This window comes from Pseudanabaena cinerea FACHB-1277, from assembly GCF_014696345.1.
GTDB lineage: Bacteria > Cyanobacteriota > Cyanobacteriia > Pseudanabaenales > Pseudanabaenaceae > Pseudanabaena > Pseudanabaena cinerea.
Genome location: NZ_JACJPY010000006.1, coordinates 1 through 19,061, shown reverse-complemented (window position 1 = coordinate 19,061; position 19,061 = coordinate 1). Strand labels below are relative to the sequence as shown.

At 45.1% G+C, this 19,061-nt stretch carries 16 protein-coding genes; 5 read left to right on the top strand and 11 right to left on the bottom strand.

Going from position 1 to position 19,061, the window contains the following annotated elements; genetic code table 11:
* The first annotated feature begins 4 nt into the window (after positions 1-4).
* Complete coding sequence (locus H6F44_RS03225) at positions 5-835, top strand: sulfurtransferase (RefSeq protein ID WP_190349480.1); 831 nt, start codon at positions 5-7, stop codon at positions 833-835.
* 9 nt (positions 836-844) lie between these two features.
* A complete protein-coding gene (locus H6F44_RS03220; protein WP_190349479.1) occupies positions 845-1,666 on the top strand; it encodes a hypothetical protein in 822 nt (273 codons plus the stop codon).
* 48 nt (positions 1,667-1,714) lie between these two features.
* Here H6F44_RS03220 and H6F44_RS03215 read toward each other — a convergent pair whose 3' ends face one another.
* Together H6F44_RS03215 and H6F44_RS03210 are read right to left on the bottom strand one after the other, a co-directional pair.
* Positions 1,715-2,548: a TPM domain-containing protein gene (locus tag H6F44_RS03215; protein ID WP_190349478.1), complete on the bottom strand. Its 834-nt coding sequence runs from the start codon at positions 2,546-2,548 to the stop codon at positions 1,715-1,717.
* 298 nt (positions 2,549-2,846) lie between these two features.
* The gene (locus H6F44_RS03210) at positions 2,847-3,869 is read right to left on the bottom strand and encodes a sulfate/molybdate ABC transporter ATP-binding protein (RefSeq protein ID WP_190349477.1); all 1,023 of its coding nucleotides are present in this window, start codon (positions 3,867-3,869) and stop codon (positions 2,847-2,849) included.
* A 206-nt stretch (positions 3,870-4,075) separates the two neighbouring features.
* Between H6F44_RS03210 and H6F44_RS03205 the strand changes: the two genes are divergently transcribed.
* The gene (locus tag H6F44_RS03205) at positions 4,076-5,113 is read left to right on the top strand and encodes an aromatic ring-hydroxylating dioxygenase subunit alpha (RefSeq protein ID WP_242016418.1); all 1,038 of its coding nucleotides are present in this window, start codon (positions 4,076-4,078) and stop codon (positions 5,111-5,113) included.
* A gap of 92 nt (positions 5,114-5,205) precedes the next feature.
* The gene (locus tag H6F44_RS03200) at positions 5,206-6,555 is read left to right on the top strand and encodes a cytosine deaminase (protein ID WP_190349475.1); all 1,350 of its coding nucleotides are present in this window, start codon (positions 5,206-5,208) and stop codon (positions 6,553-6,555) included.
* A gap of 49 nt (positions 6,556-6,604) precedes the next feature.
* On the opposite strand, the gene H6F44_RS03195 is transcribed toward H6F44_RS03200, so the two are convergent.
* The 4 genes from H6F44_RS03195 to H6F44_RS03180 all read right to left on the bottom strand — a co-directional run bounded on the left by H6F44_RS03195 (position 6,605) and on the right by H6F44_RS03180 (position 13,737).
* Positions 6,605-8,017 carry a CHAT domain-containing protein gene (locus H6F44_RS03195; RefSeq protein ID WP_190349474.1) on the bottom strand — a complete coding sequence of 471 codons (1,413 nt, stop codon included), beginning with the start codon at positions 8,015-8,017 and terminating at the stop codon, positions 6,605-6,607.
* A gap of 242 nt (positions 8,018-8,259) precedes the next feature.
* Entirely contained in the window at positions 8,260-9,504 is a 1,245-nt protein-coding gene (locus tag H6F44_RS03190) for a tetratricopeptide repeat protein (protein ID WP_190349473.1), read from the bottom strand.
* A gap of 4 nt (positions 9,505-9,508) precedes the next feature.
* Positions 9,509-12,412, bottom strand: coding sequence for a CHAT domain-containing protein (locus H6F44_RS03185; protein ID WP_190349472.1), 2,904 nt, complete (start codon positions 12,410-12,412; stop codon positions 9,509-9,511).
* Positions 12,413-12,471: 59 nt separating this feature from the next.
* On the bottom strand, positions 12,472-13,737 hold the full coding sequence (locus H6F44_RS03180) for a response regulator (protein ID WP_190349471.1): 1,266 nt from the start codon (positions 13,735-13,737) through the stop codon (positions 12,472-12,474).
* 294 nt (positions 13,738-14,031) lie between these two features.
* On the opposite strand from H6F44_RS03180, the gene H6F44_RS03175 reads away from it, so the two are divergent.
* Positions 14,032-15,753, top strand: coding sequence for a DUF3352 domain-containing protein (locus tag H6F44_RS03175; protein ID WP_242016417.1), 1,722 nt, complete (start codon positions 14,032-14,034; stop codon positions 15,751-15,753).
* A gap of 116 nt (positions 15,754-15,869) precedes the next feature.
* Here the strand turns inward: H6F44_RS03175 and H6F44_RS03170 are convergent, their stop codons facing one another.
* From H6F44_RS03170 to H6F44_RS03150, 5 genes are all read right to left on the bottom strand, one after another.
* Entirely contained in the window at positions 15,870-16,043 is a 174-nt protein-coding gene (locus tag H6F44_RS03170; protein WP_190349470.1) for a hypothetical protein, read from the bottom strand.
* Complete coding sequence (locus tag H6F44_RS03165; RefSeq protein ID WP_190349469.1) at positions 16,018-16,875, bottom strand: hypothetical protein; 858 nt, start codon at positions 16,873-16,875, stop codon at positions 16,018-16,020. The genes H6F44_RS03170 and H6F44_RS03165 overlap by 26 nt, the downstream gene beginning before the upstream one ends.
* Positions 16,872-18,311, bottom strand: a complete 1,440-nt coding sequence (locus H6F44_RS03160) for a hypothetical protein (RefSeq protein ID WP_190349468.1) — start codon at positions 18,309-18,311, stop codon at positions 16,872-16,874. Before H6F44_RS03160 ends, H6F44_RS03165 begins: the two co-directional genes overlap by 4 nt.
* Positions 18,312-18,412: 101 nt before the next feature.
* Positions 18,413-18,613 (bottom strand): hypothetical protein, encoded by a 201-nt coding sequence (locus H6F44_RS03155; RefSeq protein WP_190349467.1) that lies wholly within the window; start codon positions 18,611-18,613, stop codon positions 18,413-18,415.
* Positions 18,614-18,623: 10 nt separating this feature from the next.
* Entirely contained in the window at positions 18,624-18,950 is a 327-nt protein-coding gene (locus H6F44_RS03150; protein WP_190349466.1) for a hypothetical protein, read from the bottom strand.
* Positions 18,951-19,061 lie beyond the last annotated feature (111 nt).

Below are 19,061 nucleotides of genomic sequence, written 5' to 3'. Positions count from 1 at the left end.
GTTCATGACCCAAAACATTATAAATTCAGATCAGCACGATATCGTTACCGCCGATTGGCTACATAGCCATTTACGCGATCCCCAGCTTGTAATTGTCGATTGTCGATTTTCTCTAGCCGATCGCGATTTGGGTAAACAGCAATATGCTGATCGCCACATTGAGGGCGCTTATTACCTAGATCTCAATCAGGATCTTTCTAGCCCTGTGCAATCTCACGGTGGTCGCCATCCTTTACCCGATATTGATGAGTTGGCAACTAAGCTATCTGATATTGGCATTGTCTCAGGGGAAACGATGGTGGTAGCTTACGATGATTCTCGCTTTGCCTTTGCCTCGCGGCTATGGTGGTTGCTGCATTACATGGGTCATGGGAATGTGGCTGTCTTAGATGGTGGTTTTGCGGCTTGGCGATCGCATGACTACCCCACAACAAACATTACGCCACCAATGCGGATAGGCAAATTTACACCGCAACTGCAAACAGAGTCGGTAGTGGATATAGAAATGGTCAAAGCCCGTAAAGATCTGCCAGAGGTGGTCTTGGTGGATGCGCGGGAGGGCGATCGCTATCGTGGTGAGCGGGAGCCGATTGATCCAATCGCGGGTCATATTGAGGGGGCGGTTAATTATCCTTGGATGGAACTCACGGATGCTCAAGGCTTTGTGGTCAAGGATCAAGGTGATCGCTGGCAATCTATCGCCAATGCTGAAGAAATTATTGTGTACTGCGGCTCGGGCGTGACTGCTTGCGTAAATTTGCTGGCACTTAAGTTAGTGGGCATTGAAGCAAAGCTCTATGCAGGCAGTTGGAGCGATTGGTGTTCTTGGCTTTAGGGTAAATTTATGAGATCGGACTTAGAAAGATTATTAATCGCTGAGGCGGAGTTGCAGCAAATAACAGGATTTGATCGCCATCAATTTCAGCATTCTGCCGCAGCCCGATTAAAACAGGTCAAGCTGCAATGGTTGATCGCTTGTGGGAGTAGTACGATCGCTTTTATCACCTTTGCGAGTATTGTCTTGCCCCCGTTGCGATTTTCGGGAATTATCCTTGTTGTGAGTTTGAGTCTTGGAGCCTTGGGCATAGCGATCGAGTTTGCGGAAGTAGCATTTTTGTTCTTGATCCTGTCTTTAGCCGCCCTGCTTTATTCGATCTATATTCTTACGACTGCCACCATCGGCATGATTTTGTTATGCCTTGCCCTCGCGATCGCTGTTGGGATTGCTGCCCTATTTCTATCAGGCTGGATCATGAGCGATCGCCATCACAACAAGACTGCTCCTGTTACGAGTCCTGTTAAAAGGCAAATTCCAGAGGTGATTTTGCGGCTATTTGCAGAAGTGGATAAGTACAACCGTGCCATTCTGGATATAGATGTGGTTGATCAATTGCAGGATGCTGGTAATCCGATTAAGTTAGAGTCTAGGGAATCAGCGATCTCTGCCTTGAGAATGACCCGTAATGATCTAGTTAGGGCTTTAAAAACTGAGCGCATTCTTCGCGAAAACCTACACTTCCATCCCGATCGCTTTGAGGTGGACATTACTGCCTTTGAATCTCTACAAATGGGCGATCGCGCCAAGGAATATGTGCGTGTTTTTGATACTACCTTGCAAATCGCGATTGATGTACAGTCAGTAATGCATGACTTACAAAATCCTTAGGTCAAGATCATGAGGTGGTGCAATGCCGCGCACTGCACCAATGATGATTTAGGGGATTTCGGGAGAAGGTACTGCCCTTTTTGGGGAAGGGATTAAGTAGGCGATCACTGCGCCGCCAACAAAACCCGCCACATTTCGCACGATTGGCATCCATTCACTGGTGCGCGTCAATACGGGTCCTAAACCAAAGGAGATAAACAACATTCCCCATAGGGGCGTAAAAATTAGCGCCCATTTCCATGCAAAGATTTCACCATCCTTGCGGGGATGCCCTGCAAAACCGAATACGACACCGCCCACAATTGAGGTAATCAAGGTCAAAATCCATTGCTCTTGGGGAATGCCAGGCACAACGGCGCAGCCATCTTTGGCGAGACAAATGGTAATGGCATCGATCGCTGACAGAATTGATTGGTCATAGCCCTGCTCACGTACATAAAATTGATTGCCATAACGAGATTGCAATTCAATCCAAAAGGTGCGCGATAGCAATGGATAAACAGCATCACCAACACTAAAGTTTAATAAATTGCGACCTCTAGCATCGGCAACTAACATAACGCTGCGATCATTTAGTCCCCAAAAGTCTTTGACAGCACGTCCAGGGGTGCGATCGACTTGGGTTAATACCCGCAACTTCCAGCCTGTTTGTTGTTCAAATTGACTGAGCTTTTGATCCAAGACCGTCTCTTCTGACTCATTCAGAAATCTACCTAAATCAATGACATTGGAATAGACTTCGGGGAGAAGCTCTGGCGAGTCAAAGGCATAGGCGGCAGGTACGTCGCTAAGGGCGATCGCTAGGGGCAGAAATATAGCGATCGCGATCGCGCCAAGTCTCTGCATAAATTTCTGATAGTTGGGGCTGTCAAGCTTGATCATGGTTGTAGAAATAGCTTTGGGTAGAGGTGGAATGAGAATCTTAGTAAAAATGAATCTTAATATTTCTTAATATCCTAATAGTATATATCATTGATTGAGGCTGATTGAGATCTCAAATTTCTGGGATTGAGGCAAAGATGTTTTTAAACTCGCGCAGCACTTTAAGGGCAATTCATGAGTTGCCCTTACGGTAAATTCTTTTGCATAGTTTCTAACTTGTTGGTTTTGATGGCACAAGTTATTTGGTTTTCGTTTTCACAAAAAAACCATGTGTTTTAGCATTTGCGTGCTTTCCGCGCTAAATCGAATAGTCTAAAGGAAAAGATTTGGCATCTTTAGGCTCAATATGCACATATTGCTGGGGTTGCAGCTTTAACTCTTCAAAACGCTCGCGGGACAAATGAGCATTTAGCACCTGTCCATCACCTAAGATCAACTCAGCCTGTACTTCCCAACCAAGATTAATCACGCGGCTAACCCTTGCGGCGATCGAGGTGCTGGTTGCCTCTGTTGCCACCATGATGTCCCTAGGGCGAATATACACATCCTCACTGGAGGGGCGATCGCTGCTTTGAAACCTGCCAATCTGATCATGACTAGCAGGTAGCACATTCACAGGGCCGATAAAGCTCATTACAAAAGGGGTGGCAGGGTTGTCATAGACCTGAGCAGGCGTACCGATCTGCTCGATGCGCCCTTTATTCATCACCACGATCTCATCGGCTACTTCCATTGCTTCTTCTTGATCGTGGGTGACAAAGACGCTAGTGACATGGACTTCATCATGGAGCCGCCGTAACCAAGCCCGTAATTCTTTACGCACCTTGGCATCGAGTGCGCCGAAGGGTTCATCTAGTAACAAAACCGTCGGCTCAACGGCGAGGGCGCGGGCAAGGGCAACCCTCTGGCGCTGACCGCCCGATAGCTGAGAGGGGTAGCGGTTGCCTAGCCCCTTAAGTTGGATTAATTCTAAGAGTTCTTCAACGCGATCAGCGATTTTCGCTTTGGGCTGTTTGCGAATTTCTAGACCAAAACCAATATTTTGGCGCACCGTCATATGTTTAAAGAGGGCGTAGTGCTGAAAGACAAAACCAATATTGCGATCGCGTACATCTTGATCGGTGGCATCCTTGCCCGTCAAAAATACCTTGCCGCCGTCAGGAGACTCTAACCCAGCAATGAGCCGCAGTAAGGTTGATTTACCAGATCCCGAAGGTCCGAGCAGCGCCACTAACGAGCCAGTTTTGACCTCCAGATTAATGTTGTCTAGGGCGACAAAATCCCCAAACCTTTTATTCACATTTTCTACAACAATGCCCACGCAACTATTTCCTCAAAAAGTTTTCCTCAGAGGTATCTTCGGAGTTGAATTCTATAAATCTATCGAATACACGGTAAATCCATAGAATAACCGTATATTTTGCAATTAATTATAGTATGTTCGTGCATGATGATACAAAACTAATATGGAGATTATTGTATGGTCGCAATCATTGACTTGATTGATTTGTGATAGGAATGACGTTTATGGTAACGACCAAAGAAGTATCATTGCCGCGTGATTGCACCTTCAGCCCCACCGATTGGCAGGCATTGGCTCCTTTCTGGTATCCCGTTGCCTTTTCCCATGAAGTCACTGCCACAAAGCCCTATGGCGCGAGACTCCTTGACGAACGTCTCGTAATCTATCGAGTTGCCGATGGCTCTCTTGTGGTGGCAAAGGATCTCTGTCTGCATCGTGGCGCACCTCTCAGCCTGGGCTGGGTTGAGGGCGATCGCTTAGTTTGTCCCTATCACGGTGTGCAGTACGATCGCCAAGGCAAATGCGTCTGTATTCCTGCCCAACCTGAGGCAACGATTCCAGCAAGATTGAAACTTAAGACCTTTCCAGTAATAGAGCGCTATGGACTAGTCTGGACTAGATTGATCGACAATGGTGAAGTACATTTACCAGAAATGAGTGAGTGGGATGATCCTGATTACCTTCAAGTATTACCCAATGCGGTAGAACTGAATGCGGCGGCAGGGCGACAGGTGGAGGGCTTTCTGGATGTTAGTCATTTCGCCTTTATCCATGCCAAGTCCTTTGGAGAACAGGATAATCCTGAAGTGCCAGACTATGCAATCGAGCAAACTGCCAATGGTTTTCGGGCAGACTATATCAGCACAGTAAGCAACTATGCTCACGGTATGAAGCATTTAGCTCCTCCCGATTTTTTATGGCGCAGATTATTTGAATTGTATCTGCCCTTCACTGCAAAATTGACGGTTTTCTTCCCCCATGGCAAACTCCATGTGATGAATGCTGCCTCTCCCATCTCCGCCCGCAAAACTAGGGTGTTTGTGCCAATTTGTCGCAACTTCGATAAGGATGCACCTTTGCAAGACACCCTTGATTTTAACCATCAGGTATTTGCGGAAGATAAAGATATTGTCGAAGAGCAATGGCCAGAGGATCTGCCCATGAATCTTGCTGATGAAGTACATATCGCTGGTGACAAGAGTTCGATTACTTTCCGCAAGCGTCTAGCGGCGTTGGGGCTTGGGCGTTCTTATACGGCGTAACCTGAATCTGTAAGTCTTTTAATCAAGAAATGGCTATGCTATTTCTTGATTTGGTATAAAGTAAGGAAGCTAAGCGTTGGCTATTAGATATCATGAATGCTCCGTCTCATTATTGGTTGATAAATATAAGAATTCCTGATTGTTTGGTTAGTAAATCTACCTTTGAGGAGCTATCTAAAAATGTATCCATCCAAAATCCCACCTTACAGCGCGATCGCCTGTTGTCTTGTCATTTAGAGATTAATGGCGACAAAATCACCAAAGTTATTGCTAATACCGAAGATTCTCTTGCGGATGTTGATACTGAGAGTGTGGTGATTATTGATGGCAAGCAGGGCATTCTCGTAACTTGTTTTGCCGATCTGCATACCCATCTAGATAAGGGGCATATTTGGGAACGTAGTCCGAATGTTGATGGCAGTTATCAGGGAGCGCTTAAGGGAATCTATAAAGATTGCACTGAAGATCGTAATTGGAATGCGGAGGATCTCTATCGGCGGGTGGAATTTGGTCTGAAGTGCAGTTATGCCCATGGTACGAGAGCGATTCGCACCCATTTGGATTGCCCCCCTCATCAAATTGCCACCACGTTTGCAGTGTTTCGCGAATTACGCGATCGCTGGAAAGACCGAATTACTTTGCAAGCAGTTTCCCTAGTTCCCATTGCCCATTTTAGTGAGCCTGAAGGGGAGGCTTTTGCCGATGCGATCGCGGATTTGCAGGGGATAATCGGCGGCATTGCCCATTTCAGCCCTGACTTAGATCGGTATATGCAGCGTATTTTTCAACTTGCCAGCGATCGCCATCTTAGTCTTGATTTCCATGCCGATGAGAATAATGATCCTCAGTCTCAGTCATTGCATCATATCGCGGCGGCTCAGGTCAAATATGGGTTTGAGCAGCAAATTGTCTGTGGTCATTGCTGTAGCCTTGCGGTGCAGGATGAAGCGATCGCCCATCAAACCATTGCCCTCGTCAAAGAGGCGAATATTGGCATCGTCAGTTTGCCGATGTGCAATCTCTATTTGCAGGATCGCGCATCTACAAGGACTCCACGTTGGCGCGGTGTCACCCTTGTCCGTGAACTAGCTGCCGCAGGTGTGACGGTGGCTTTGTCTAGCGACAATTGCCGCGACCCTTTCTATGGTTTTGGCGACCATGATTTGCTACAGGTTTTCAGTATGGGAACGAAAATCGCGCATCTGGATACGCCCTATGACAATTGGATTGCTGCCGTTACTTCCCGTCCGATGGAACTGATGGGATTGGGAACTAGTACGATTGAGGCAAATGCCCCTGCCGATTTTGTGCTGTTTCGGGCGCGTAGTTATAGTGAGTTGCTCTCGCGTCCCCAAAGCGATCGCCAAGTATTTCGCAATGGCGCAGCGATCGATACCACTTTACCCGACTATGCGGAACTTGATGATTTGATTTATCAATGAGCCCCAGAAACAGTAATATTTCCGTCTTACTTTCAAATTCTATGATGAGTTAAAGCGCCCCGATTAGCCCGAAGGCTGCCCAATTGCGCGGATGAGGGTAGTTAATCATCGTGGTGAGCATACTGCGCCGCAGAGCATGGGCATAGCTTTGATGCTGGGCTTGACGATTAAGCCTATTATTGAGCATATTTTTATAAAAGTCCACCATCAATTGACTGGTTTCGGCATCAGGCACATACCAAAGAGAAACGATCACGCTCGGTGCGCCTGCAAGGATAAAGGAACGGGCTAAACCAATCACCCCATCCCCTGTAATTTTGCCCTGTGCGGTGTTGCAAGCACTGAGGACAACCAAATTTGCTTGCAGTTTCAGCTTTAAAATCTCTTTGGCAGTTAGTTTTGATTGGGAACTGAAAGCCAAAGCGCTCTCTAATCCGTCAATATCATTAAACACTCCGTGCATCGCCAGATGAATGATATTGGCTTGGCTAATTTGTTGTAGCAGATTAATTTTTGTGGCAGCCTGTCCAATCATTGCCCTAGTTTTGAGTAAACTCGCAATATTTTGCGCTTCCTGCTCTGCATTCAACAAAGCTGGCAGATCTCCCTCAGGATTACCAATGATCAAATTAGTGGAACCTTTAGGCAGTTTGGCTAGTTTTTGGGTGAAGCGCAGGGATTGGATGGAGGGGGCGTAGGAAATTGTGTGCTTCTCAATCAGATATTTGCCAGATTGCTCTCTGAGGGCGGCAAAGGGGACGAGGGCTAGAGCTTTGTGCGGGATAAATACCACTTGGGCATTGGGGTCTTTGGGGAGAAAGGTTTCAATGGGTTGAATGAGAAGTTGGTAGAGATGTTTGAGTTCATCGGGGCTTTGATCTCTTTCGGCAGCAGATAAGGGTTTGCGGGGAAGAGATACGGGGAAATCCCTAATTGTGCCGCTACTGCGAGAGAGCCTTTCTTGCAATTTTTGAATCGTTTCCGTTAGCAATAAGCCATTTTCAGTTTCCCATGATTCGAGATTAAGGTTCTGGAAACTAATCTCGCCCTTGGCAGAGATAACCCAAACGTAAAGGGTGCTACTGCCACGCATTGGTTGATAATCAGCGATCGCCGATCCTGAGATTAGCCCGTAGGAAACGATTGTAAGATTCTGCTCACGGGCGATTTGTTGGAGTTGTTGCACCTTGACGGGCGGTTCTGCATATTGAGGGAGATCATTGCGTGGTAATTTGCTGGCGAGTAATGCCAAAAAGGCTCTGGAGCGTCCCTGTTCGGCAACTTCTAAGGCTTCAGGATATTTCTTGAGGGCAATTCTTACCTGCTGCAATATCTCATAGGTAATATTTTGGGTTTCAAATAATGAGACGCGGTAAGCTTCTCGATCCTCTAACCCCACCCGCAATTTTTCCCAAATGGCGATCGCCTCCATTAAAGCCTGTTCCGCTAGGGCATATTGCATACTGCCTTTATAAAGCAGTCCTAAATTATGTAAAGATTTGCCATAGGCTAAAGGATCACCTGACCGTTTTGTAATTTCTAACTGTTTTTTGACATTTTCAATATTGATCGTATTAGATCTTAATGATGAATTTTTGATTATAAAATCTACATCTTCTATAATAGATCTCTGCTGCTTTATTTTGGAGGTTGATGATTTTAACCTTGGATTAATTGGAATAGATGAGCCAGCAAAAGCACTATCTAATTTTTTTTTAGCTCTTTAGAACGCTTCCCTATTGAGTTTTTGAGGTCGCGAAGTTCTCCTTCTATTTCCTGCAAAACTTTGATGTCTTGGATATTCATTTGCCTGAGCGCAGGAAACCTCTCTGGATAGCGTTTAACCTCCTCCATTAATAGATTTAAATCTTTCATGTTTCGTGAAAGATTGGTCATGCTTTGGTTCACTTTTTGCAGGTATGGATAGGCTGACATTAGATCGCCTTGTCTGAGTTTTGGGGTCAGATTAAATATATTCTGCATCAATTCATCTAAATTGTTAGCAGTTCTACCGACAACTGTAAATCTGGAATCATTAGCAGTTATCCTTTCCATCTTTCTAATACTTAGATTCACCTTTTGCAGGATTGGAGTAAGTCTTTCGAGTAAACCTGCCACAGAAACAAGGTCGCCAACTATTCCCGAAGATCTTGCAGGGGCGTTAGCAATTTCTGGCTCTTGTGGAAAGTTACCTAGAGCCTTTGCTTGAGCATGGAATTGTGATGCTAGGTTAAACTGCCCCAAGTTCATAAAATTGTTGCCGATCGCAGTCAGGGTCATGGCTTCAGCACGGCGATCGCCAATTTGTTGAGCAACGATCCGCGCTTGTTGTAAGGCAGCGATCGCTTCCTGATATTTCTTCTGCTTTTGATATAGCTCCGCTAGTTTAAACCTCGGCTCAAAGTGAATCAACAAACTGGTATTTTTAGCCTCACCATTTGATAGAAGTACGGCTAATTGCAGATTTTCAGAAGCTTTGGTATATTCGCCAATATTTATATAGGCAATACCTAACCCCGAATGGGCAAGTATTTTTAATCGATTTTGTCTAGCTCTTTTATCAATCGAAGTAAATTCTCCAGCTAATTGGGAGAGTATCTGTAAACTCTCTTTGAAAGACTGCTCAGCCTTCAAATATTGTCCACTTAGGTCATAGCTCCTGCCAATTCCTACTAAAATTAATACCTGAGAGTCTAAATCTTGATTCTGTCTAGCAAGCTGTGATGCTTGTTGAAAAATACTAATTGCTTCTTTAAAGTTATTTTGACTGAGTGCGCGATCGCCCCTTTGAATTAGGCGCTCTAACTCATTTTTGGCTGCACTAGACTGAGCCATCAATTGATGAGATTGGGCGATCGCTGTTTCAGGCATGGCGATCGTAAATCCAACATTCAAAGCAAAAATAATTGTAACTGGTAAATAGACTTTCATGATTTTATAGTCAGGCATGACATTAATTAACTGCCCCAATTAGCCCAAAGGCTGCCCAATTGCGGGGATGGGGGTTATGTTTTAGCGTGTAGAGCATACTTTGCCGCAGGGCATGGGCATAACCTTGATTAATAGATTTATTATCAACCATATTCCTATAAAAGTTCATCATTAATTGACTGGTTTCGCCATCGGGGACAGCCCAGAGAGAAACAATGATGCGGGGAGTGCCAGCCAAAATAAATGCTCGTGATAGACCGATCACACCATCGCCCCTGATTGCACCCTTGCCAGTATTACAGGCGCTCAAAATTACGAGATTCGCTCTTAAAGAGAGATTTAAAATCTCCTTGGCGGTGAGGAATACTTGAGAACCAAAATTTAAAGCACTGTCTAAGCCATTGCGATCATCGAAGTTACCATGCATCGCAAGGTGAATGATTTGCGAATCTTCGATCTGAGCCAAAACCTTATTTTTAGTGGCAACCTTGCCAATTAGGGGTTGAGTATTGAGCAGTTTAGCGATCGCTGTGGCTTCTAGAGCCGCATCTGCTAGATCTTCCGATGGATTGCCCACAATGAGATTTCCTGTGGCTTTGGGCAAATTCTCTAATCTTTTCCCTAACCTTTTTGTATAGTCTAAAGATTGAATCGAAGGGCTATAGGAAATTGTGTGATCTTCGATTAAATATTTGCCAGACTTATTTTGGAGGGCGGCAAAAGGTACTAGAAACAAGGCTTGATCTGGCACAAATACAACCTTCGCATCGGGGCTTTGGGGTAATAGGTCGGCGATCGGTTCAATGAGAAGTTCATGTAATTGCTTGAGTTCATTAAGGGCATCGCGATCGCTGGTGACAGCAACGGGGCGGCGGGGCAGTGAAACACGGGACGAATCAGGTATAGTTCTAATAGTTCCACTAGAGCTAGTTAAACGTTCTTGCAAATCTTGAATTACCTCTCGCAATGATTTTTGGTGCTTGACCATTTCCCATTGCTGCAAATTAAGATTGCGCCAGCTAATCTCTCCTTGAGGTGAGATGACCCAAACATATAATTGGGAAGTACCAGAGGCATCTCTCAGAAATTCCACTGATTTGGAGCTAATGAGGGAATAGGAGACAATTGTAATTTGTTGATCTCTGGCAATTTGTTGAAGTTGGGAAATATTTACCTGCGGTTCGCTATATTGCTCAAGGCGATCGCTGCTAAATTTGCTAGATAATAATGCCAAAAAAGCCCTTGCTCTGCCCTGTTCTGCCGATTCTAAGGCTTCAGAATACTTGCCCATTGCCATCCGTACTTTCTGCAAAGACTTGTAAGTATCATTCTGGGTTTCAAATAGAGCCACCCGATATTCCTCTTTATCTTCCAATCCCACCCGCAACTTTTCCCAAATGGCGATCGCTTCGCTCAAAGACTGCTCCGCTTGAGCATAGGCTTTTTGGGATGCGTAAGCATTACCTAGAAAATCTAGCGCCTTGCCATAATCAAGGGGATTGCCTGATGACTTGGCGATCGCTACTTGGTTTTGGGCTATTTCTAGATTAACTTGACCACGCCTTGATGCGGAACGGCGATCGACATCTTCAAGCTGACGGATGATCGTCTCCATATCAAAATTTTGCTTCGATTTCTGCCCCTGTTTGCGCCGCCTGTCATTATAGTTTTCAAGGGATTTAGTAATTTTACAGAGATCGTCAGCAACCTCCACTATGACCGTAACTGCTTCAGGAGAAAGATTACCTCGCTCATAGTTACCCTGCTTGATCACTGCTCTAATCTCGTCCAGATTGCAAGAATTATCTAAACCAACAACTGTAGTTCCATCCCCATCACTTTTTAGTTCTTTCAGGAGCGAAGACATCTCACTGATCGTGGCAACTATAATTTGATAAGAGTCAAAAACATTTTTCTGGCGCAGTTGCGGAATCAGTTGCAGAAACTTAGTATGGGCAGACTCTAGCTTGGCGGCACTGCGACCCACATAGGCAAAACTCGGCAAATTAGCCGTGACTTCTTCGATGCGGCGCAAGCCTCGACTGACGCGCTCCAGCACAGGGAGGAATATGGTGAATGTTTCAGCTATGTCTGCAAGATCGCCCGAAAACACATCAAGGGTATCGATCACCCTCACCAAATCAGGGTTATTTGGGAAGGAACCTAATGCCTTGACTTGTTGAAAATATTGCCGCGCCATGCGGACATTGCCCATAATGACGTAGGTTTGTCCAAGGGCAACGAGGCTAATTGCTTGCTTTTCGCGATCGCTTTCTCGCACCGCGATCGCATGGCATTCTTGAAATAGAGAGATTGCTTGCGGAAATTGACGGGTAGAGCGATAGGTGGTGGCAAGGTGAAAACGCGGCTCAAAATGCGTAAATTCCCAAGGGATAGAGGTGCTGCCCCACAAAGCCTTCGGTAGTTTTTCTGATATGCTCACCGCCTGTTTCAGTTGGGCGATCGCCTGCTCATATTTGCCAATATTGTGATAGGTCATCCCTAAGCCAGTATGCAAATAGATCTGTGACTGACGCATTTCCATTGACGGGTTTCTCGACTCTGTAACCCGCACCATCCCTTCTTTAAAAGTCTTTTCTGCCTTTAAATATTTGCCATTGAGATCGTAAACACGCCCTAATGCGGACAAAATCAAGACCTGATGCTCACGATTTTGACCATGTTCGGCAATGGCTAAAGCTCTTTCATAATGAGCGATCGCCCCTGCGAAATCCTTCATTTCTAGCAAGCGATCGCCTTCCGTTAGCAAGGTTCTAATATTATTGGCAAAGGCTATCTCCGTTGACTTTGATAGCTGTTGGTTGGGCAGATTTACAAATTGGGCATATGCGCCATGGGTAAACAGAATCGAGATTAAGGATAGCCAAGGGATGCTAGACATGAAGGCGATCGTGCTAAATTCCATGATTAAAGTTTTGAACTAATTTCAGTTAAATAAGGATGCCGAAGATTAGTGCGACACTGCTAATCTTTGGGTGGGAAGGGATGAACATGGTTGCTCATAATTTGGGGAGCAATCAGATAACGTTGAATTTTTTCGCCGATCTTTTCGTTACCGACAGTTTTGGAAATAAATGAAGTCGCACCGACAAACTTAGCCCTCACGCGATCAATGATCGTATCGTTACTGGTCAAAATCAAGATAGGGGTATCATGAAATTCGGGAATACGACGAATTTGGCTACATAACTCATATCCGCCCACAATCGGCATGACTAAATCCAAAATGATCATTTCGGGACGATGCTCTACTAACAGGGGTAGAACCTTGATAGAATCCTTGATGCCTAGGAAACCATAGCCAAGCGCTGACACAATTTGCTCAAGGGTGGCACAGACTTGATTGCTATCATCGACACAGGCAATTAGTGGTCTAGAGAAAGAAGTTTCTGATGCAGGTTTTGCGGCAGTCCGATGGTTATTTTCGGCAACCATTTGTGGTTTGACTAGCTCAGGTAAAGGCGATCGCACAGATTCAGTCGCAAAGGGATTGGCAATGGGAGAAGCGATATCGGCAACCTCCGCCAGCCCCACCATGCCGCGATAGTAATATGCCATGAGCGACTGCATTAGGGTTAGCAAGTCTTTTTTGAGCCAGACTGACAACTCTCGCAGCGATCGCCGCCCATCAAGAATTGTAATCAGGGTCTTATAGGTCAGCTCAGAAGCCTCTTCTTGCAACTGTCCAGGACGCTTGACCCAAGGGGCAAGATTGGGCGAAAAATCGGCAATGCCGGCCTTGCGCCAAACTAGCCATTCATTGTGAGCCTGATTAATCGCATTGTCCGCATGGATCAACGCAATCACTGGGGTGACTTCATCCTCAAAGTCACAGTAATAGCTAATTTTGTCCTTAGCTGCCCATTGAATCACATCAAACAAAACCTCATGGATAAAACTTTCAATGACTGGCGAAACTTGATCGCGGGTGATCACCATGCGCCGCATCATGATCACCAGCACATAGTAGTCCCAGAGGGCAAGCTCGGCGGCAGTCCGAAACGAGATTTTGCCCAGATCTACCTGCACCCGATGTTGGAGCAATAAACGATACCATCGGCGATAGTGATGCTCTCCCCCCGCAGCCCACACCAGCCGCCCATGACAGTAATAAATACTCCATTTGTAGTCTCTGACAGCATAGAGTTCTAGCTTGCCAGTAAACTGCTTACGGCTATAACCACGCAATTGCTCTAGCAGGCTATAAACGGCTAAGCTATCTGTATCCATAGGATATGAATCAAAAAAATGATGACTCCATCATATAGTGTACGCCTAGTATTCTTCGGATTTTGTAACAGGGGAACTATGCCGAATCATAAATTCATACATCTATTCTTGTAATTTAAAAGCAAAATTCAGTAAATATTTTTTAAAACTAAAATGGCATAGTCATTTTAGTTTTAGTATTGCTTTTGGTATTGCTCTTGGTATTGCTTTTGGTATTACAATGGGCAATTCTGTAGTACCTTGGTGGAAACTTGGTGCTTAACATCTTGTAAACTTTAGGTATATTGGATTCCCATGGCGAAGCCCTCCAAAGATCACAAACTTTCATCAAAGTCCAATCAACAACGAGCATTGTTGACCTATCTCGGTGTCGGGGCAGCAGTGGTCGGCATTGGCGTGGGTGGGGCTTACTTTTACTTTGCTCAGCGATCGCAGGCGATTAAAGGCATTTTAGGCGCGGCGGCGGTCGTACCACAGGGCGCACAGGTAGTCATGGCATTTAATACTAATCCTGAGCCTTGGAATAAGTTAGCGCAGTTTGGGACACCTGCTTCCCAGAAGTTGATTGGCGAAGGCATTAGCAAATCGCCCCTTAGCTCCTTGTTAGTCCAAAGCAAAACCGACTATAACCGCGATGTCCAACCTTGGTTAGATGGCTATGTGATCACGGCTTTAGTGCCTAATCCTGCTCAGCCCCAAGCCCCCGCCGCCACCCTAGTAATTGCCCCAACCCGCGATCGCGTCAGGTCTGATTTGTTTTTAAATAAATACCGTGAAGCACTGACCCAACAGGGGGCAAGATTTACCGCTAAGCAATATAAAAATTTTACCTACTATGAATCGCCATCCCGCGATCCCAATAACAATTTGGTGACGGCGGATATTGGCGGTCAGTATGTGGCGATCGCCACTAGTGGCAGTTTGATCCAACAGGCGATCGATACTTACCAAAACAACAGCCCCTCCCTTGCCAAGAAGCCTGTTTTTGCCAAAATCTATGGCAATCCTAATACTCAGGTCGTTGATCCATTGATGCAGGTCTATCTTGATGGCGATGTTGCCCTTGAGTTTATTGGCTCACAAACCAATCTCAATCTCAATGAATCGGCGATCGCCCAATCGCGGCGGGAGCTAGATGCCATCACCCTCACAGGTGGCACACAAAAGGAAGGTTTGCGCTTTGAAATTAGTACCTATCTCAAGAATGACAATTCTAGCCCCACTGCCAATATTGATCCCAAGGTATTGGGACTATTACCACAGGAAACTTTCTTATTGATTTCTGGGGTCAACCTCTATCAATCTTGGCAATCTTTAGTTACCCAAGCAAAGGGTAATGCTAGTTCGGCTCAATTGATCGAGCAGTTGCGGAAGGCGGTCAAAGATGGCACGAAGTTGGATCTTGATCGGGATATTTTGCAATGGATGAATGGTGAATTTGCGATCGCTGCGATTCCCAATAATCAAGGCATTCTCGCTAATCCTGGGTTTGGCTTTGTGGCGATCGCCCAAGCGAGCGATCAAAATACAGCAAAATCAGCCCTCGAAAAAATTGAGCGGGTGGCGCAAACCAGCGCAGGTGGTTTGTTGCCAAAGGGAATGGAAATTAAGACCTCACAAATTGGCGATAAATCCGTTACCAACTGGGCGGTCGGCAATACTAATATTGCTATTCGCGGCAATCTCGATCAAAATTTTGTATTTTGGGCAATGGGCGATCTCGCCAATAGTTTTGTACCGAAACCTGCGCGAACCTTAGCTGATAGCCGCCCCTTCCAGATCTTTACCACAGGGATGCCCAAAGCCAATGGTGGTTATTTCTACTTCAATATGACTAATGCCTTAGCGATCGGCGATCGGTTACTGCCTCCTGAGATCAAGTCCAACCCAAGTTATACACAAATTCGCGATGTTCTTGATGCGATCAATGGCATCTCTGTAACCACCACAAATATCGATACTAAAACCAGCCGCCTTGATTTTCTCTTTACCCTCAAACCAACTCCAGGCAACTGAATTGAATCGCCGAACTGGATTTTGATGTGGCGATCGTGACTTTTGGGACTTTATAGAATCCCCAAACAGATAACCTCAAACTTTGATTTGAGCGATCGCCACTGGCAAACCATCAATCAAGCGATCGCCCGAAAGATCGATTTGGGCGCGATTTCTGGAAAATTTTGATCACGTAGCGATCGATAATTTTTTGGTTTTCCAACAAATTTTTGATCAACTGGCTTTACTTGGCGGCGATCGCCACAGCTCCAAGCCGTTGATCGCCTATTCAGGGAATACCCACGCGACACGAAGACCGTGGTTTATTTGGCTTTTGATATAGAGCAAGCGATCAATATTTTGATATCCCATTTCTGGAATTTCAAAATATTGATCGATAAATTCAATGCTTTGCGGCGATCGCCAATAGGGAAACATCTTTGAAGATTCGCTTTTTTGCCTAAATCCAAACCTAATTTCTGGTGTGTGCAAAGTGCTGTATTTAGCTATATCCAAGCTTTGTAAACCAGTTGGCATAATTAGCGAAATGTTTAAACCAGTATCTTGAAAATCGCGCCCGACCCATGCAGGCATCCCAGAGATCTTAGTAATTATGTGAGTTGCATTTTGTGGAATTATAAATATTTTCGATTGCCCAACGCTGTTAAAAGCGCTGATTTCGCAGTTTTTCTCATTTAATTTGCGCTTGATATGCTCCAAAAGCACATCACCGATGATATCGGTAAGCACTCGCAAAATTACTGATAGGGGCGCTTGGAATTCTACGATCGCTTTGATTAATTTGGGCAAAAGCATGATCGGTGATCCAGAGGGAACAGGGACGATCGATAAATCGCTTTTAGTTAAAGTTGCATCGGTGGCTAATCTTTCATCTTTGGCGATGGTGGCGATCGCCAAATTAAGCACCTCATTTATTTCAGTTTGAGCAGCAGTAATAGCAGGGTCATCATCGGTATTTTCCAGAATTAGTTCATTGGGTAGCCATGTTTCAGGGTTGATTACTAATTGATTGGTAATCTGGGTGCTTATCTCGCTTGATGTGGTTTCCAGACCAGCACAAAGAACATCTTTGATGTCTGCAATTTCAGAGTAAATATCTTGGAGTGTTTTTGCTTGGCTCATGGTTGTTCATCTTCAATATCGTCTATTGGTGGGTTGTCTGCTAACCATTCGTTAATTTCATTGGATATGCGATCGCTACAGCATTCAAAAATTAGAGAGTCAACAAAGCGGCTCAAAAAATCTAAGCATTCTTGAAATGTATTAGAGGGTTCTCCGAAGGATCGGGCGTTATTAAGAAGATCAGGGGTCTGGGTGTCAGCCGATACACAATCCACATTGTCGCAAGGATCGGGCGGCGGCGGTGCTGCACATTCTAAAAGCTGCTTAACCTCTAGAATGCGGATCGATGCACAACTAAGTCTCTTGACTACCGCAACATCAATTAGATCGCCATCTGTAACTAATTTCATTTGTTTAGGCGATCTCAAAACACTACACTGGGTAAACCGCCCAACTAGCACCATTTCGGTTTCACACTCATCATCATCATCGTCATCAATACAATCGGGATGATCTGGGTACAAATCGCAAAATTCTTGAGGCGGTGGTGATGGTGGTGGACATATGCAAGGGGGCGGCGCTGGGTATGGATATTGATCTGAATTTCCATAAAATGATTGCCAAGGTCCGCCATTATAGGAAACCTCAAAATCATTCACCAGTGAGTAAGGTGTATTTGCTTGCTCCTGCATTTCTTCGGATGTGAGATTTATCGCCCCTGATATATAATCTGCGTCTGGAATATTTCGCAATAGAGTAAAAGTAAGCTTTCTATTATCCGTCAGCGTTAAGGCAGTGATTGGAATATCTGGATTTATCAGATATTCCAATGGAGCATAGAAAGTGCTTTTATAGGAAATGTCCCCTCTATATAGGTTTCTTTCATCAGTATTAAAGTAGTCCCAGCCAGTCCTAGCCATAAAAGAGTCTGATCCTACGTAATACCCATGACAGCTAAATAATTGACGATCAAAAGGATCGTTAACTTGCCTCATCATCATATTTTTACAAGGCGATCCGCCGCCATTAGCGCGGTAGCACCCATCGGGGCAGGGTGCAAAAGGTGGTGGTGGATCAAATGATGGTGGTGGTGGATCTTCATCGGGCGGATCGGGCGGATCGGGGCATTTCTTGCACTCGCAGTTTTCATACCACTGCTTAAATAGCCAAAAGCCTGTCACCTTGTCAATTAGGCGGGTATTGTCACCCGTCAAAATGTCATTGGTTTTAAAAAATCTGTCCAGAATTGGAACCACTTCAGCCATGAACACAAAGACATCCTGAAATGTGATGTCATCTGGCAATGGCGGCGGTGGGTTGCTGCAAAAACTGTTTAGAGCTATGTCGCCCGTGACCTCATTAATAACGATGTTATAACCCGTCTTTGCAAATTTCCTTACCCATTTAAAGAATATTTCATCAGCATCATCGGGCTTGTTGTTTGCATCAAGGACAGCTTTGATCGTTTCTGGAATTAAGTCTAGAAATTGGCACAAAGCACCCTCTACACCAAAAAGAAAGCACAGGCTACCGATATTAACAGGGTTAATAGTCGATGGTGCTGCGCTTCTTTTTTGACTACCACAAAGGCAACTCATTAAAGGTCTATTCCAGAATTTGGGGAGTAGTAGGTATCTTGGCTGTCGGCTTTGCGCTTAGGTAGCAGGATCTCCAAGCGAGTTAGGCGATCGCCTAACCTATCCAAGCGCTTTTCAATATTACAGTCCAGTTCATCAAGGCGATGAACTACATAGGCTAAAGCGCCCGTGATGACGGTTAGTGCGATCGCTTCAATCATTGGTAAATACTTACGCTGCGGGAACGATAGGGGCGGGGATTACGGGAATGGTTGCATCAATGAATCGGTCAATAGTGATTGTGTAAGTGATGCGTTGCTCTTCGATGTTAAGGTTTTGCACCCGTGAGGAAATGGTGTAATTCTCAGCACCATTAGGATACTTAGCATCATACCGATCTTTGAGTCGAGCAAGGAGAGCCATCAAGGTTCGCGTAGGGTGCAAGTTGACTTGTAATGCACCTTCACTATCTAAAGCATTGTTTAAAGCGAGGGCTTGTTCTGGAGTAAAGCCAAAAATTTCTCGCTCATGTGGGTAAATAGGTGAAAGGAGGGACAAGAAGACGGCGGAGGAAGTCAAAATCAATCCAACGTAAATTGTAAGCCCACTCAAACATGGCTACATAGAGATGCAGATACTTTTTATGGATACCGCGAAATGGACGAACAA